A 15019-nucleotide genomic window follows, 5' to 3' on the forward strand; every position below is an offset into this window, starting at 1 on the left:
GTCGCGACATCGGGATCATCTGGTATGCACCACTGCCGCCCGACCTCGCGACCCCGTCGCTCGAGCTCAGAGGACGGCGTGCAGGAAGTCCCTGGTGCGCTGGTGGCCGGGGTCACTGAAGATCTTCTCCGGCGACCCTTCCTCGACGATCGATCCCTGATCGAACATCATCACCCGGTCCGAGACATCCCGCGCGAACTGCATCTCGTGGGTCACGATCAGCATGGAGATGTCCGTCTCGGCGGCGATGTCCTTCAGCACCGCGAGCACCTCCCCCACCAGCTCGGGATCCAGCGCCGAGGTGACCTCGTCCAGCAGCAGGATCTCGGGGTCCATCGCGAGGGCGCGGGCGATCGCCACGCGCTGCTGCTGACCGCCGGAGAGCTGCGAGGGGTTGAAGTCCCGCTTGTCGCTCATGCCGACCTTCTCCAGCAGGCCCTCGGCCTTCGAGATCGCCTCGGCCTTGGACAGGCCCATGACGTGGATGGGCGCCTCGGTGATGTTCTCCAGCACCGTCATGTTCGGGAACAGGTTGAAGTGCTGGAACACCATCCCGATCTGGGTGGTGGTGCGCCGTCGCGTCTTGTCCGAGACGCGAACGCGCTTGCCGCCCTGGTCCTCGTACTGCAGCGGAGTCCCGCCGACGTGGATGTACCCGCCGGTGAGCTCCTCGAGGGTCATCACCAGGCGCAGGATCGTCGTCTTGCCGGAGCCCGAGGGCCCGATCAGGGTGACGCGTTCTCCCTTCGCGACGGTGAAGTTGAGGTCGTTCAGCACGGTGTTGTCGCCGAACCTCTTGACCACGTCACGGAACTCGATGTGCGGAGCACCGGTGGTGGTGGCCCCGTCGGGGGCGGTGTTCTCAGGCAAGTCTCTTCTCCAGTCGTCGGATCAGAACGGACGTCGGATAGCTCGCGACCAGGAAGATCAGGCCGGCCAGCGTGATCGACTCGGTGTATCGGAAGGTGTCGCCGCCGTAGGTCTGAGCGACCCGGACCATCTCCAGGATGTAGATGACGGAGAGGAACGGCGTCTCCTTGAACATCGAGATCGCGTAGTTGCCCAGCGACGGCAGGGTGCTGCGGATCGCCTGGGGGATGACGACCGCCCGCCAGGTGCGCAGCAGCGGGAGCGAGAGCGCGGTGGCCGCCTCCCATTGCCCCTTGGGCACGGAGTCGATCCCCGCGCGGTACACCTCGGCCATGTAGGTCGTGTAGTGGATGCCGAGCACCCAGATGCCGATCGCGAGCGTCGAGTCGATGTAGGGAGACAGCACCAGGTTGGCGAACACCAGCTGCACGACGAGGGGCGTCATCCGGATGAACTCCACGACCCAGGTCACCGGAGTGCGGATGATGGCCGGCGCGAGGCGTCGGATCATCGCGACGATCAGGCCCAGCACCACGGCGATGAGCGTGCCGAGCACGGTCGCCACCAGGGTGTACTTGATGAAGCCCTCCAGCAGCAGGGGCAGGGCGGCGGCGGCATGGTCCCAGGACCACCAGGATTCGTTCATGCCAGTCCTCCCTTCGCCACGGCTGCGCTGCCCGGGGCGCGCAGCAAGGTTCCCAGCGACTGCGACAGGGCCGGGCCGCGACCGATCTTGTGCTTGGCCCGCACCTCGAGCGCGTTCATGATGATCACGATCACCCAGGCGATGAGGTAGTAGGCGACCAGGGCGAACAGGAACGCGAACCACGTGCCCGTCTGATCACGGACCTGCTCCACCCGGAAGTAGAGGTCGTACAGCAGCACCGTGCTGACGATCGCGCTGCCCTTGAGCAGCTGGATCCACAGGTTGGACAGCGAGGGGATCATCAAGGCCCAGGCCTGCGGGATGATCACGCGGAACATGCCGCGCACCGGGGAGAGGCTCAGCGCGCTGAGAGCCTCGTACTGCCCCTTGGGCACCGAGCCGATCGAGCCGCGCACCACCTCGGCGCCGTAGGCGCCGTAGTTCAGTCCCAGCGCCAGCACGCCGATGGCGAGGGGGGTGAGCTGCCAGCCGAACGGATAGGGCAGCTGCGGCAGCACGAAAGCGAGCCAGAACAGCTGGACCATCAGCGAGGTACCGCGGAAGAACTCCACGAAGATGCGCGCGAGGACGCGCACGACGGCGACCTTCACGGTCTGGGCGATGCCGAACACGAAGGAGATCACCAGGGCCAGCAGCCCGCCGAGCGTGGTGGCCAGCACGGTGGCCAGAACGCCGTCGAGGATCTGCGGCATCCGCTCGCCGAGGATCTGCAGGTTGGGTCCGAGCTGTTCGAAGAAGCCCATCACACCGTCCATCGGCGGATCACCTTCTCGGCTCGCGCCGCTCCGGCGCGTCCCGAATCGGGTCGCGCCGGAGCGGGATGGGCAAGAACGTCAGAGGTCACTGCAGGGACGACAGATCGCCGGAGCACAGGATCTCAGCGGTCATCTCCTCCGGGGGGAGCTCCTCCTCGGAGAAGCCGAAATCGCCGACGATCGAGAGATACCGCTCCGGATCCGAGATGATCTCGGCGAGCTTCTCGTTGTAGGCGTCCAGCAGCGAGGTGTCCTCCTTGCGGAAGACGGTGCCGCCGGCGCCGACCTGCTTCACGTCGTCGATCTCGGCGACGAAGCTCTCGGTGACCTCGAAGTCGGTGGCGGAGTTGTCCGCCAGCCAGTTCAGCGAGATCGCCGTGAGGGCGAAGGCGTCTGCGTTGCCGCTGCTGAGTGCGTCCACGCCGTCCTGCGGCCCACCGACCTCGATGCTCTCGAGGCCGAGATCCTTCGCGTAGGTGCTCTCGATCGCGCCGCTCATGGTGGCGACCTTGAGACCCGAGTCGACGAAGGACTGCATGTTCTCCAGCTTCTCGGGGTTGCCCTTGGGCACCATGAGAGCCGTCGTGTACTGGAACTCCGGCTCGCTGAAGGCGGCCTCGGCGCAGCGCTCGGGCAGGATCGACATGCCGGCGCTGACCGCGTCGAACTGTCCGGCGTTCAGCCCGGGGATCAGCGAGTTCCAGTCGGTGAGCTTGCCTTCGACCGTGTCGATGCCGAGCTCGCCGAAGATCTCGCGGTGCATGGCGACGGTGGCTCCGGTCAGGTCACCGTTGTCGTCGAAGCTGTAGGGCGCCTCGCCGGCGAAGCCGACGGTGATCTTCCCGGCCTCCTGGAGCTTGGACAGGAGATCGCCCCCGCCTCCGCCGCCGTCGCTGGAATCGCCGCCACCTCCGCCGGTGCTCGTCTGGCTGCAGGCGGCCAGGCTGCCGCCCAGGGCCGCGGCGGACAGCACGAGGCCGGTCCCTCGGAAGAATGTACGGCGGTTGTGCATGGGGTGTTCCCTCTCGCTGAGCGATCGACGGGCCGACGGTCGTTGCACTGTCGGACAATCTGATCTCTGGATATCGGATTCCGGTCCACGGTATCGGTGTTGGCCGGGCGGGCCGCGCCCCGTCCACGTTTCGTGATGGGGTCGTGACCCGCTCGGAGCCGTTCTCGTCGCCGCTCGGGGCCCTTCTCGTCGACTCCCGGAGTCCGGTTCGGCCGGGCCCTTGAGCGGGCCCATGGGTGAGCCGATGAGCGGGCCCACGAGTGAGCCGAGCGACTGCACCGGCCCTCGCGTGCTGACGGGAGGGCTCGCGCGTTCTACGATGACGCGACGCGGAGTGGACCGCGCAGGAGCAAGGAGAACGGCGATGACCTCTCGTCCGGAACGAGTGCAGCTGCCCATGATGCAGCCGCTGCGTCGGACCTCGATCATCGATCAGGCCGAGCTCGAGCTGCGTAACGCCATCTACTACGGCGACCTCCGCCCCAACGACGGGATCCCCGAGGTCCAGGTGTCCCGGCAGATGGGGATCTCGCGCTCTTCCCTGCGCGAGGCCTGCCAGCGCCTGGTGCGCGACGGCCTGCTCACCCAGATCCCCGGTCGTGGCCTGTACGTCACCCGTATGGATGCCGGGACGATGTCGGACTTCATCGACTACCGCCTCGGGATCGAGATGCAGTCCGCCACGATCGTGGCGGACACGATCAGCACCCTGCACCGCCGTGGTGAGACGGCGAAGATCGACGCTCTGCTGGCCCCGTTGCGTGCCTCGCTCGAGCGCAGCCGCGCCGCTCTCGCAGCTGAGCAGCTCATCGAAGCCGGCAACGCCGACCTCGACCTGCACCAGCAGCTCGCGGAGATCACCACGAACCGCTTCCTCAGCACCGCGATGAACACCATCGTGATCCTCACGAGGATGGGCAGCTTCTCCGACCCGCTCGGCTTCGGCGTGCGTGCCGACATCACCACCACCCATGAAGCCCTGATCGCGGCGCTCGCGGAGGGCGACGGCTCCCGGGCGCGCGCTCTGCTGCGGGAGTCGCTGCAGGAGCTCGCGGGTCGCCTGCGCGCCGGAGTCGAGTCCGACGTGGTGCGCGATCCCGATCTGCTGGAGACCTCCGGCCCCGAGTGGACGACGATCGGCGAGGACACCGGCGAGAGCGTCTGAGCGTCGGCCCGTCGACCGATCACCGCATCGGCTCGTCGGCCCGAACACCCGGGCATGGACAAGGCCCCTGGTCTGCGATGTTCTCGCAGGCCAGGGGCCTTGTCGTCGGCGGAGACGAGAGGATTTGAACCTCCGAGGCGATTTTTGTCGCCTACTCCCTTAGCAGGGGAGCGCATTCGGCCGCTCTGCCACGTCTCCTGATGCCCTGAACGAGCAGGGCATGCCGGAACAGCATACGGGAGCGCGCGGGGTGCGCCAAAGCGGGAGTGCACAGATCACGTCACATGTGCGGACTGCCACCGTCTGGCGGACGATCTCGCACGGTCCCGCACGGTCCCGCATCAGGATCTCTCCCCCGGCGGCGTGCTCGGAAGCTCCGGTCAGAGCCCGAGCTTCTCCTGCAGCAGAGCGATGTGCTTCGGGGTGCCCACGCGGTACTTCACGAAGGTCAGCACGCCCTCGGCGTCGATCGCGAAGGTGGAGCGGATCGTGCCCTGGACCTTCTTGCCGTACATGTTCTTCTCGCCCCAGGCGCCGTAGGTCTCCATCACCTGGTGCGTTTCGTCGCCGGCGAGGGTGTAGGGCAGCTCCTGCTCCGCCACGAAACGATCGAGCTCCGCCACCGGGTCCGGCGAGATCCCCACGATCCGGTATCCCGCATCGAGGAACATCTGGTGGTTGTCGCGCAGATCGCAGGCCTGCTTGGTGCACAACGAGGTGTTCGCGGCCGGGTAGAACCACAGCAGCGCCGGGGCGCCGCGCAGCTCGGACAGGCTGATCCGGCCTCCGCCGGCGGTGGGCAGATCGAGATCAGGGGCGATGTCGCCGACGGCGAGCTTCACGGGTGCGGCAGGCATGTCTCTCCTGGAGGTGGTGCGGGGTGGAGGTGGTGCGGGGCGGTGGTGATCCGGGATGGAGGTGATGCAGGTCAGGCGGTGGTGGGGACGGCGACGGACCTGTCCGCAGGCGGTGGCCGACGCCGTCCTCCCAGGCTAGCGGGAGGTGGTGACCCGTCGGCCTCGGCGCCTGCGCCGCAGATAGGTCTCGCGGAAACGTCGTTCGGCGTGGCGATCACCGAGCAGCAGCAGCTTGCCCGGCGCCGAGGGGATCGATTCGGTGTCATAGCTGAGCGTGCCGTCGTCCCCCGCCACGGCGACGATGTGGCAGCCGGTGCGGCGATGCACCTCGGTGTCCCGCACGGAGCGCCGCACCAGGGAGTTGGGCCGCGGCACCAGGAACAGCTCATTGCCCTCGGCCACCAGCACGCGATGGCTGAGGCCGGCGTGGTTCCACAGATCGGTGGCGCCGATGGTCGCGTACGAGAGGACCCCGTCGGCCCCGGCGCGGTACAGCGTGGCGACATTGCGCTCGTAGGTCGCGCGCGAGACCACCTGGAGCTCGGGGCGCAGGCGCCGGCAGAACAGGGTGAGGTACACGTTCAGATCGTCGTCGCGCGGCGTGACCAGCACGGCGGACGCGTTCTCGAGCCCGGCCCGGCGCAGGATCCGCTGGTCCGCCGCGTCACCGGCGACCACCGTGTAGCTGGCGGTCCCCTCGAGCGCGGAGTACGAGTTCTCGACCCGGTCCGACAGCAGCTCGACGATCGTGTTGGGCACGCCCTGGGCGGTGAGCTCGCGGGAGGCGGAACGCCCCACGCGGCCGCCACCGAGGATGATCACCGGATCCTCGGACTGCTCCAGGACCTGGAACTGCTCGTCGTAGGCGGCGAGCTCGGCGGCCTCCCCCGCGAGGATCAGCACGGTCTGCTCGGTGATCGGCAGCTCGGGCTTCAGCGGGCGCAGACGCCCCTTGCGCATGATGGCCAGGATCCGCACGCAGGAGCGCAGACCCATGGTGGCCTCACCCAACGACTTCCCCACGAGCGAGGTGCCGCGCACGGCGGCCTCCGCGATGAGCGTGTCCCCGAAGCTGCCGATGCGGTGGACCCTGCCCGTGGTGCCCAGCACGCGACCGGCCATCTCCCGGCCCAGCACCGCGCCCAGCTCCAGCACGTGGTCCGACCCGGCGAGGGAGAGCACGTCCACCGAGACCGGCTTGCTCGCGGTGACCGCGACCGGGACATCCCCGCAGACCTGACGGACTGTGAAGGCGACGTTCGTGTTCGCGGTGTCGGAGAGCATCGAGGCGACCATGCGCGCCCGATCCGCGCCCGCGCTGCGATAGGTCTGCGCAGAGTCCAGGGGGCCGACGACGACCTGGCGTCCCTGGTCATGCAGCAGCCCTGCCTCGACCGGGTCCTCCACGACGAGCACCGCGGGGACCTGGGAGCGCTCCGCCCGCGCGGCGAACGCCTGGGTGACCGCGTCCGAGCCGACCAGCAGGACATGGTCACGCATCTGGGCCGGCACCTTGCGGGGCGTCCGGGCCGTGCGCCTGCGGTCCAGCCAGGGGGTGACGACGTACTGGATGACGAAGAACGGGAGCAGCACCAGCATGTAGACCACGCCGCTGAGGAGCACGAGCAGGGAGAACAGCCGGCCTGCGTCCGAGGTGAAGGTGATGTCGCCGTACCCGAGGGTCGACATCGTGGTGATCGTCCAGTAGATCGCCCCGATCCAGGAATGATCCTGCGCGTCCACGCCCATCAGCGTCTTGAACACCGCGGCGTAGACGATCACCATGACGGCACCGATCGCCACGATCAGGATCCCGGCACGCGACTTCCGTCGCGCCATCGGCACCCGATCAGCGCGTCGGGGCATGGGTCCCGGCAGCTCCATGGGTGATCCTCTCGACGTCGGTCCGGGGTGCCCGGACGCAGATCTTTCCAGGCACCTCGCGGAAGCGTAGGCCTGTTGCCCGGCACATGCCTAACGATCGACCACCAGGTGCGGCCCAGGGCACCATCGCCGGCAGACAGGACTGCAGATTCGACGGCGGATCACAGCGGTGAGGACCATCTCGTCGGCCGACTCTCCGCGCACGGCCCTGCAGGTTCTGCAGGTTCAGCAGGCAGTGGGGTCCGACGCCCAGGCGTGCTCGACGAGTTCGCGCAGGACGTCACGGTCCACGTCCTCGAGCTTCCTGATCCACACGCAGGCGGCGCCGCGGCGGTGCTTTCCGAGCCGGTCGAGCAGCTCCTCGGAGCGCGGGGCGCTCGAGAGCCCGTAGAGGGCGATGTCCGCCGTGCGCGGGCTGAAGCCGAGATGGAAGGTGTCCCCCTCCCGGCCGGAGGCGTACACGTAGTGGCTCTCCCCGTACCCGATCATGCTCGGGCCCCACATGACTGCCCGCTCCCCAGTCGCCTCCCCGAACAGCTCCAGGAGCTGCTGACCCTCATGGCTGCGCCGGGCACTCAGGCCCGCGACGTACTCGGCCGGGTCGACCGTCGTCGCATGGGTCGTGATGTCCTTCGCACTCCGCCCGGTGCTGCCGCGGGTCACCGTCGTCCCGCCGCTTCGCGGAGCGGGCGGGTCCGTCAGGGACTCGCCGTGCTCCTCGAGGATCTGCTGGAGGCGGCGCCCGGCTGCGGGGCCGACGCCGTGCAGCTGCGCGAGCTGCGTCCAGTCCGCGCCGACGAGATCGCCGACGGTGGCCAGGCCCTGCTCGGCCAGGGCGCGGGCGGCCGGGCCGCCGACACCGGGAACCGCATCGATCGATGTGCTCAGGTCGCTCATGGCCGCAGGCTACTCGCGAGCGGTGACCTTCGCGGTCGATCCGCGGGGGACGAACTGGGTGGGCAGGCCGATCCGGGCATGTCTCGGGCTCCGGCCCTGAGCATCCTCGTCACCGCTGCTGCCCAGGCACTCAAGATGGCTCTCTCCGTTCCGTCGTCGGCCGCCGTCGTGGAGCAGGTCGATCGCGGTGACGCCCATGTCGTAGCGCGGCACCCGCACCGTGCTGAGCCCCGGCGTCACGAGAGAGGAGAACTCGATGTCGTCCCAGCCCACCACGCTGATCTCCTCCGGCACGTCGACACCGAAGCTGCGCAGCCGCTCCATGAGGGCGAGCGCCATGAAGTCGTTGTAGACGAGCACCGCGGTGACGTCGGTGAGCAGCACCGCCTCAGCGCCGCTGCGGCCGCCGTCGACGGTGGGCGGGAAGGAGCCGATGTCCGTCCACTCCATGCCGGCCTCGGTGCAGATCCGCTCGATCACGGTGCGGCGCACGGCATCGGATCGGCTCACACTGGGCCCGCCGACGTAGCCGACGCGGCGGTGCCCCATGCGGTGCAGATGGCGGACGGCGGAGGGGATGCCGGGAACCGGATCCGCGAAGACGCCGGGCAGCACCGGGGACACCCTGTTGACCAGGCTGAGCGGGGTGATGTCCGCGGCTTCGCGCAGGGAGTCCTCGGTCATCCGGCTCGAGCACAGCACGATGCCGTCGACCTGCGCGGCGAGTGTGCGCACGAGCGGCAGCTCGCCCTCCGGAGCCTCCCCCGCATCCGTGATCAGCAGCTGCGAGCCGAGCTGGTGGGCACGGGCCTGGGCACCCTTGAGCACCGCCGGGAAGAAGGGGTTCTCAAGGTCCGGCACGATCACGCCGTAGACCCCCGAGCGGCCGGTGATGAGCGCGCGGGCGCTGCGATTGGGGCTGTAGCCGAGATCGGCGGCCGCGGCGAGGACCTTCGCCCGCGAGGTCGCCCCCACGAGCTCCGGCCGCTGGAAGGCGCGCGAGGCGGTCGCGACGGAGACGCCCGCGAGCGCCGCGACGTCCTTGAGGGTCGTGGCCATGCGCCGCCTCCGTGTCATGTTCCGTGTCGCGTTCGGTCCCGCGCCCGACTGGTGTGCCGTGCCCGACTGAGGTGCCGCGCTCGGTCTTGTGCCCGGCTGACGTGCCGTGCAGCGGCAGATCACCGACTGCAACTTTTGCAGTGCAGAAGAATCCTACGCCATGAACTCCCCTTCCCTGCTGGCCCCCGGTGTGCAATCGTTTACGATGGTCCTGCGCGATCGGGTCAGGAACCCGGCGCCGGGACCCTGATGAGTCGGCGCGTGCATCGCTGAACGCCACGGCTGGACACCACGCCGACCCCGGACAGGAGCGCCATGAGAGCACTGCAGGTGACGACCCCCGGCACCGCCGTGGTCACCGAGATCGACGATCCCGTCCCGGCGCCCGGCGAGGCGCTGCTGCGCGTGCGCTACGCCGGGATCTGCGGCTCGGACATCCAGACCTTCCGCGGCACCCAGCCCTTCACCACCTATCCCCGGGTCCCGGGCCACGAGTTCTCGGCCGAGATCATCGAGATCCACGCGGCAGGCGGGGACAGCGCCGGGTTCCAGGTGGGCGACGTGGTCACCGGCGTCCCGTACTTCCAGGACGGCACCTGCTACTCCTGCCGCCGCGGCCTGATCAACGCCTGCGAGCACAACGAGACCATGGGCGTGCACCGCGACGGGGCCTTCCAGGAGCTGATCGTGATGCCCCTGGACCGCCTGCATCGGGCCGACGGGGTGGACCCCCGCGACCTCGCGCTCGTCGAGCCCTTCTCCATCGGCTACCACGCGGTGCTGCGCGCGGACGTCGGCCCGGCGGACCGCGTGCTCGTGCTCGGCGCCGGGGCGATCGGCCTGCTCACGATGCTCTCCGCCCTCACCCGCGGCGCGCAGGTGTGGATCGCCGACGTGGTCCCCTCGCGCCTGGAGCTCGCCGACCGGCTCGGCGCCGCCGGCACGATCGACCTCCGTGAGGCACCGCTGACGGACGTCGTCGAGTCCGCGACCGACGGCGACGGCTTCGACGTGGTCTGCGAGGCGACCGGACTGCCGGTCTCCTTCCTCAATGCGATCGAGGCCGCGGCCATCGGCGCCCGCCTGGTGCTGATCGGCAACGGCACCGCCGAGGTCACCTTCAACCAGTCACTGCTGATCAAGAAGGAGCTGACCGTGCTCGGCTCCCGCAACAGCCGCGATGTCTTCCCCACCCTCATCGAGCTGCTGCGGACCGGCGCGGTGGACGTCTCGCCGATCCGCACCCTCATCGTCCCGTTCACCGAGGCGCGCGGCGCTCTCGAGGCCGCCGCAGCCGGCTCCACGCACGAGGTCAAGGTGCTCCTCGACGTTACGGCGACCCCATGACCCTGCCCAGGACCCGACCCGCGATCTCGCCCGTTCCCCGGCCCGCGACCCCACGCGGCTCCCCCGCTGGCCCGAGACCCCTCGACCTCCACGACGACACCCCCACCCACCTCTCTGATCGGAGAACCCCATGACTCTGCGCACCGATTCCCTCGCGGCGAGCATCCGCTACGACGGCTCCGTCCGCTCCCTCCAGCTGGAGGCCTCCACCGCCGAGGCCCTGTCCGCCTTCGAGGGCGAGGCCTCTGCGGCCGGCGACGGCCACGTGCTGACCGGCTCCCTGACCACCGCGAATGCGAAGGCCCTGCAGGCCGCCTTCCCGGCCCTGCGCCCCCAGCTGATCGGCGGCCACCGCACCTCCGTCGGCACCGGCGACCGCACCGGCCTCGCCACCCCCGGCCAGGCCCGCGCCTTCGGCGCGCAGGGCGGGAACGTCATGCCGGTCCTCGCGCAGCAGTCGATCCGTGAGATGGACCGCCTGGGCCGCAGCGCCCGGTCCGTCATGGACGACGCCGTCTTCGGGCTCGTCGAGGCCGGCTGGGAGAGCGGCTTCGGCGCCGACTGCGACCACATCAAGACCACCGAGGGCATCGACCGCGGCCTCGAGGCCGGGTTCGTCATGTTCACCCTGGATCCGGGCGATCTGGTCGCCGACGTCACCGGCGGGGTCACCGAGGCCGACGCCGCGGCTCTGCCCTGGGACCAGCTCGAGGACACCCTCGAGGACGCGAAGAAGCGCTACGTGGGGATGACGCTGGACGTCGGCCACTCGCAGATCGAGGTCACCGAGCAGGACGTCCTGACCGCCGTCGTGAAGTACGGCCGAGCCGTCGTGGAGTCCATGCGGCTGTACCGCCACGTCACGGAGAACGCGCAGCACGAGATCGAGGTCGAGTTCGCCGTCGACGAGACGACGTGGCTGACCACCTTCTTCGAGCACTTCTACATGGCCACCGAGCTCACGCGCCTGGGCGCCTCCTGGTTCAGCTTCGCCCCGCGCTACGTGGACGGCTTCGAGAAGGGTCTGGACTTCCTCGGCGACACGGAGGAGCTGCGCCTGAACCTCGAGGCGCACCACGCGATCTCGCAGCAGTTCGGCGGCTACAAGATCTCCCTGCACTCCGGGTCGGACAAGTTCTCGATCTACCCGCTGTGCGTCGAGGCCACCCAGGGCCTGGTGCACCTGAAGACCTCCGGCACCAGCTACCTGTGCGGCGTCGAGTTCGTGGCCGCCCACGATCCGGAGCTGTTCGCCGCGATCTGGGACATCTCCCGCGCCTCCTACGTCAAGGCCCGCGCGAGCTACCAGGTCTCCGCCCACGAGGACCGCACCCCGACCTCGCTGGCCGGCGTGGATCTGCCTGAGCTGATCCGTTCGGCCGACGCCCGCCAGATCCTGCACGTGGGCTACGGCGACTCGCTCAACGGGACCGACGCCTCGGGCGCCTCGATCCACGACCGCTTCCTCGCCGTGGTCGCCGAGAACCAGGCACAGCACACCGACGTCCTCGCCGCCCACATCGGCCAGCACCTCGCACCCTTCGCGGCGGCCACGACGGGCCTCTGACGGAGCGCTGATCGAGCTCCTACGCACGACCCCACCCGCCTGACCGTCGGCCTGCCCCCTCTCAGCACGGGCAGGCCGACGAGCAGGTCAGCTCCCAGATGTCAGGAGCGCCACTGTGCGGTCCGAACCTCCTGCTGCAGATGCCAGGATGTCCCTGACGAGCGACGGAAGGGGTCAGCAGTGCTGGGTGTGCTGGGCATGCTGATCGCCGCCGCGCTGTGGTGGCCGGCCTACCTGCTGCTGTTCCGGGACGACCGTCGACGCCTTCGCACCGGGTTCACCCTGCTGATGGCGGTCCACGCGAGCATCTCGCTGATCGCCGGTCTGCTCCTCCGGGGGCGTCCGCCGGGCGAGGTGATCCTCTTCGTCGCCGTGGCCCTCGCCGTCGTCGGCGCACTCGCCCTGGGACTCACAGTGGTCGTCGGCGCCGTGGCGGTGTCCCGCTGGGAGAGCGGCCTGCTCGGGCGTCTCTCCACGGGGTGCGGCGGGCTCGCCCTGCTGATCGCGCCCTGGGCCGTCGGAGCCCTGTTGGGGACGGGGACGCCGCTCAGCCTCGGGATCGGGGTCACGGGTGGGGTGATCGCCGCGCACATGGGGCTCGCCTATCTCGTCTTCCTCGGCGCCACGGTCCCCTACCAGCTGTTCCCCTCGCGTCGCGAGAGCACGGGGATCATCATCCTCGGTTCCGTCCTGTTCGACGGCCGTGTCCCTCCTCTGCTCCGGCGGCGCCTGGACCGTGCCGCCGTCGAGCGCGATCGCCTCCTCGCACTCGGGATCGATCCCGTGCTGGTCCCGTCCGGAGGCAAGGGCGATGAGAGGACCCCGGCAGAGAGCGCCGCCATGGCCGCCTACCTGATCGAGGTCGCCGGGGTCCCGGCGGACAGGGTCCACGCCGAGACCGCGTCCCGCACCACCGAGGAGAACCTCGTGCTGTCGCACGCGATCCTCGACGGGGCGGGCCACGAGGGCCCCTACATCGTCTCCACCAGCCGGTACCACGCGTTCCGCGCCGCACTGCTCGCGCGAAGCCTCGGCTTCGACGACGAGGTGATCGGCGGCCGGACCTCCCTGTCCTACCTGCCCACCGCGACGCTGCGGGAGTTCGTCATCACGATGTCGTACCGGATCCGCTGGCTCGTCGCCTCGATCCCTGCGACGCTGCTCCTCGTGCTGCTGCTGACGCGCGTCGCCACGCTGAGCTCCTGAGCTTCTGAGCTCGCGGGCCCTCCGGCTCCTGCGCGCGGGGGTGACCGTCCCTCGGACGGCGGGAGCCGTAGGCGGGACCGCAGACGTCGGACGCAGCGACGGCCGGATCGTTCAGGAACTCCGGTCCCCGGGGAGCACGAGCTGCCCGATCGGCCCGGGGTTGACCGCGATCTCCCAGCGGTAGCCGTCCGGATCCGCGAAGTACCCGGAGTACCCGCCCCAGTCCCGTCGCACCGGCCCGTCCACCGGGCCGGCGGCGAGCTCCCGAGCACGCTCGAGGATCCGGTCGACCTCGTCGGGTGCGGCGACGTTGTGGGCGAGGGTCACCGGCGGGACACCCTCGCCCTGTTTCACCGCGCCGACCTCCGCCTCGAAGGCGGCGCGATCCCACAGGCCCAGGACGAGATGCTCGCCCGCCCTGATCATGAGGACCTCTCCGGGCACGTCGAGCTCCGATGTCCACCCGAGGCCCTCCAGGTAGAAGCGTCGGCTCACCGAGAGATCGCGGACAGCGAGGGTGATGAGGCTGATTCTCTGCTCCATGCGAGCCATGCTGACAGGTGCGGCCGACGACCGGGCGCGGCACGTCCCGTTCCCTGTGACTCCACGCCGTCCCGCGCCCGGGAGGTGTCAGGATGGCGGCAGAGACGACGAGAAGCGCTCGAGAGGAGCTGGGGATGCTGGGGTCGATGATCGGTACGGCGTTCTGGTGGGCCGTGTACCTGCTGGTGTTCCGGCAGGATCGCCGGCGTGTGCGCAACGGGGTGCTGCTGCTGATCGCGCTGTACTCGAGCGGGACGACGTTCGCACAGCTCGTTGCGACGACCCTCCCTCTGGGAGACCTGCTCGTCCTGGCCGGGGGGTGCCTCGCGCTGGTGGGCGTGCTGGTGCTCGCCGTCCTCCTGGTCGCCAATGGAGCGACCATGGCGCGCAAGGAAGGGCGTTCGCTCGGCAACCTGCTCTCCGGGCTGGCTGGCCTCGCCCTGCTCGCTGCTCCGATCACGGCGATCGCCCTGGCCTCGAGAGGCGGGCCGTTCGGTCTCGTCGCGGGGACGCTCCTGGCTCTGCTCTCGCTGCACATGGGGCTCGCCCTGCTGGTGTTCCTCGCCGCCTCGATCCCCTATCAGCTGTTCCCGAGGAAGCTGGGCACCCCGGGGATCATCATCCATGGCTCGGGTCTGATCGGCGGTCGCGTCCCGAAACTCCTGCGCAATCGCCTGGACCGAGGGGTGTCCGAGCGCGAGCGACTGCTCGGCATCGGGATCGATCCCCTGCTGGTCCCCTCCGGTGGCAGGGGCGAGGACGAGCCGCGCGCCGAGGGCGAGGCGATGGCGGAGTACCTTCTGGACGAGGCCGGTGTTCCTGCGGATCGCGTCCACGCCGAGACGGAGTCCCGTACCACCGCAGAGAATCTGACCTTCTCCCACCGGATCCTCGACGCCGCAGGCCTCCAGGGGCCCTACATCGTCACCACCAGCAGGTACCACGCATTCCGCGCCGCTCTGCTGGCTCGTTCGCTGGGACTCGACGACGAGGCGATCGGCGGGCCGACGGCGTTCTACTTCGTCCCCAGCGCGACGCTGCGAGAATTCCTCGCGATCCTGTCCTACCGGAAGGTGTGGCTCGCAGTGACGTTCCTGCCCTCGCTCGCCTTCGTCGCGCTGCTGATCCGCGTGGCCGTCCTCTCCGGCTGATACCCGTCCCACCCTGTCGGAGAGACGGACCGGCGGCTG

At 69.5% G+C, this 15019-nt stretch carries 14 protein-coding genes and 1 tRNA gene; 5 read left to right on the plus strand and 10 right to left on the minus strand.

What is annotated here, in order from left to right; all coding sequences use genetic code 11:
* Positions 1–66: 66 nt before the first annotated feature.
* From ehuA to ABD093_RS07950, 4 genes are all read right to left on the minus strand, one after another.
* Positions 67–870, minus strand: a complete 804-nt coding sequence (gene ehuA / locus ABD093_RS07935) for an ectoine/hydroxyectoine ABC transporter ATP-binding protein EhuA (protein ID WP_343923558.1) — start codon at positions 868–870, stop codon at positions 67–69.
* Positions 863–1516: an ectoine/hydroxyectoine ABC transporter permease subunit EhuD gene (ehuD, locus tag ABD093_RS07940; protein WP_343923560.1), complete on the minus strand. Its 654-nt coding sequence runs from the start codon at positions 1514–1516 to the stop codon at positions 863–865. The genes ehuA and ehuD overlap by 8 nt, the downstream gene beginning before the upstream one ends.
* The gene (locus tag ABD093_RS07945; protein WP_343923562.1) at positions 1513–2292 is read right to left on the minus strand and encodes an amino acid ABC transporter permease; all 780 of its coding nucleotides are present in this window, start codon (positions 2290–2292) and stop codon (positions 1513–1515) included. Before ABD093_RS07945 ends, ehuD begins: the two co-directional genes overlap by 4 nt.
* Positions 2293–2377: 85 nt before the next feature.
* Positions 2378–3304, minus strand: a complete 927-nt coding sequence (locus ABD093_RS07950; protein ID WP_343923564.1) for a transporter substrate-binding domain-containing protein — start codon at positions 3302–3304, stop codon at positions 2378–2380.
* 364 nt (positions 3305–3668) lie between these two features.
* On the opposite strand from ABD093_RS07950, the gene ABD093_RS07955 reads away from it, so the two are divergent.
* Entirely contained in the window at positions 3669–4469 is an 801-nt protein-coding gene (locus ABD093_RS07955) for a GntR family transcriptional regulator (RefSeq protein WP_343923566.1), read from the plus strand.
* A 109-nt stretch (positions 4470–4578) separates the two neighbouring features.
* Here ABD093_RS07955 and ABD093_RS07960 read toward each other — a convergent pair.
* From ABD093_RS07960 to ABD093_RS07980, 5 genes are all read right to left on the minus strand, one after another.
* Positions 4579–4667, minus strand: a tRNA-Ser gene (locus tag ABD093_RS07960).
* Positions 4668–4849: 182 nt separating this feature from the next.
* Entirely contained in the window at positions 4850–5326 is a 477-nt protein-coding gene (locus ABD093_RS07965) for a peroxiredoxin (RefSeq protein WP_193118061.1), read from the minus strand.
* Positions 5327–5461: 135 nt separating this feature from the next.
* On the minus strand, positions 5462–7210 hold the full coding sequence (locus ABD093_RS07970) for a potassium channel family protein (protein WP_343923568.1): 1749 nt from the start codon (positions 7208–7210) through the stop codon (positions 5462–5464).
* 225 nt (positions 7211–7435) lie between these two features.
* Entirely contained in the window at positions 7436–8107 is a 672-nt protein-coding gene (locus ABD093_RS07975) for a DUF1801 domain-containing protein (RefSeq protein ID WP_193118063.1), read from the minus strand.
* 9 nt (positions 8108–8116) lie between these two features.
* Positions 8117–9166 carry a LacI family DNA-binding transcriptional regulator gene (locus ABD093_RS07980; protein ID WP_343923570.1) on the minus strand — a complete coding sequence of 350 codons (1050 nt, stop codon included), beginning with the start codon at positions 9164–9166 and terminating at the stop codon, positions 8117–8119.
* Between the two features lie 315 nt (positions 9167–9481).
* On the opposite strand from ABD093_RS07980, the gene ABD093_RS07985 reads away from it, so the two are divergent.
* From ABD093_RS07985 to ABD093_RS07995, 3 genes are all read left to right on the plus strand, one after another.
* The gene (locus ABD093_RS07985) at positions 9482–10513 is read left to right on the plus strand and encodes a zinc-binding alcohol dehydrogenase family protein (protein WP_343923572.1); all 1032 of its coding nucleotides are present in this window, start codon (positions 9482–9484) and stop codon (positions 10511–10513) included.
* A 130-nt stretch (positions 10514–10643) separates the two neighbouring features.
* Entirely contained in the window at positions 10644–12080 is a 1437-nt protein-coding gene (locus tag ABD093_RS07990; RefSeq protein WP_343923574.1) for a tagaturonate epimerase family protein, read from the plus strand.
* Positions 12081–12260: 180 nt separating this feature from the next.
* Positions 12261–13286 (plus strand): YdcF family protein, encoded by a 1026-nt coding sequence (locus ABD093_RS07995; RefSeq protein WP_343923576.1) that lies wholly within the window; start codon positions 12261–12263, stop codon positions 13284–13286.
* A gap of 111 nt (positions 13287–13397) precedes the next feature.
* Here the strand turns inward: ABD093_RS07995 and ABD093_RS08000 are convergent, their stop codons facing one another.
* A complete protein-coding gene (locus tag ABD093_RS08000) occupies positions 13398–13829 on the minus strand; it encodes a VOC family protein (RefSeq protein ID WP_343923578.1) in 432 nt (143 codons plus the stop codon).
* Positions 13830–13921: 92 nt separating this feature from the next.
* Between ABD093_RS08000 and ABD093_RS08005 the strand changes: the two genes are divergently transcribed.
* Complete coding sequence (locus ABD093_RS08005; protein ID WP_343923580.1) at positions 13922–14980, plus strand: YdcF family protein; 1059 nt, start codon at positions 13922–13924, stop codon at positions 14978–14980.
* Positions 14981–15019: the final 39 nt, after the last annotated feature.

The sequence above is a fragment of the Brachybacterium tyrofermentans genome (genome assembly GCF_039526165.1).
GTDB lineage: Bacteria > Actinomycetota > Actinomycetes > Actinomycetales > Dermabacteraceae > Brachybacterium > Brachybacterium tyrofermentans.

Bases quoted from the DNA above. Each gene is read 5' to 3' on its own strand.
- ehuD (WP_343923560.1), bottom strand. From the start codon at position 1,516: ATGAACGAATCCTGGTGGTCCTGGGACCATGCCGCCGCCGCCCTGCCC.
- ABD093_RS07945 (WP_343923562.1), bottom strand. From the start codon at position 2,292: ATGGACGGTGTGATGGGCTTCTTCGAACAGCTCGGACCCAACCTGCAG.
- ABD093_RS07950 (WP_343923564.1), bottom strand. From the start codon at position 3,304: ATGCACAACCGCCGTACATTCTTCCGAGGGACCGGCCTCGTGCTGTCC.
- ABD093_RS07955 (WP_343923566.1), top strand. From the start codon at position 3,669: ATGACCTCTCGTCCGGAACGAGTGCAGCTGCCCATGATGCAGCCGCTG.
- ABD093_RS07965 (WP_193118061.1), bottom strand. From the start codon at position 5,326: ATGCCTGCCGCACCCGTGAAGCTCGCCGTCGGCGACATCGCCCCTGAT.
- ABD093_RS07970 (WP_343923568.1), bottom strand. From the start codon at position 7,210: ATGGAGCTGCCGGGACCCATGCCCCGACGCGCTGATCGGGTGCCGATG.
- ABD093_RS07975 (WP_193118063.1), bottom strand. From the start codon at position 8,107: ATGAGCGACCTGAGCACATCGATCGATGCGGTTCCCGGTGTCGGCGGC.
- ABD093_RS07980 (WP_343923570.1), bottom strand. From the start codon at position 9,166: ATGGCCACGACCCTCAAGGACGTCGCGGCGCTCGCGGGCGTCTCCGTC.
- ABD093_RS07985 (WP_343923572.1), top strand. From the start codon at position 9,482: ATGAGAGCACTGCAGGTGACGACCCCCGGCACCGCCGTGGTCACCGAG.
- ABD093_RS07990 (WP_343923574.1), top strand. From the start codon at position 10,644: ATGACTCTGCGCACCGATTCCCTCGCGGCGAGCATCCGCTACGACGGC.
- ABD093_RS08000 (WP_343923578.1), bottom strand. From the start codon at position 13,829: ATGGAGCAGAGAATCAGCCTCATCACCCTCGCTGTCCGCGATCTCTCG.
- ABD093_RS08005 (WP_343923580.1), top strand. From the start codon at position 13,922: ATGGCGGCAGAGACGACGAGAAGCGCTCGAGAGGAGCTGGGGATGCTG.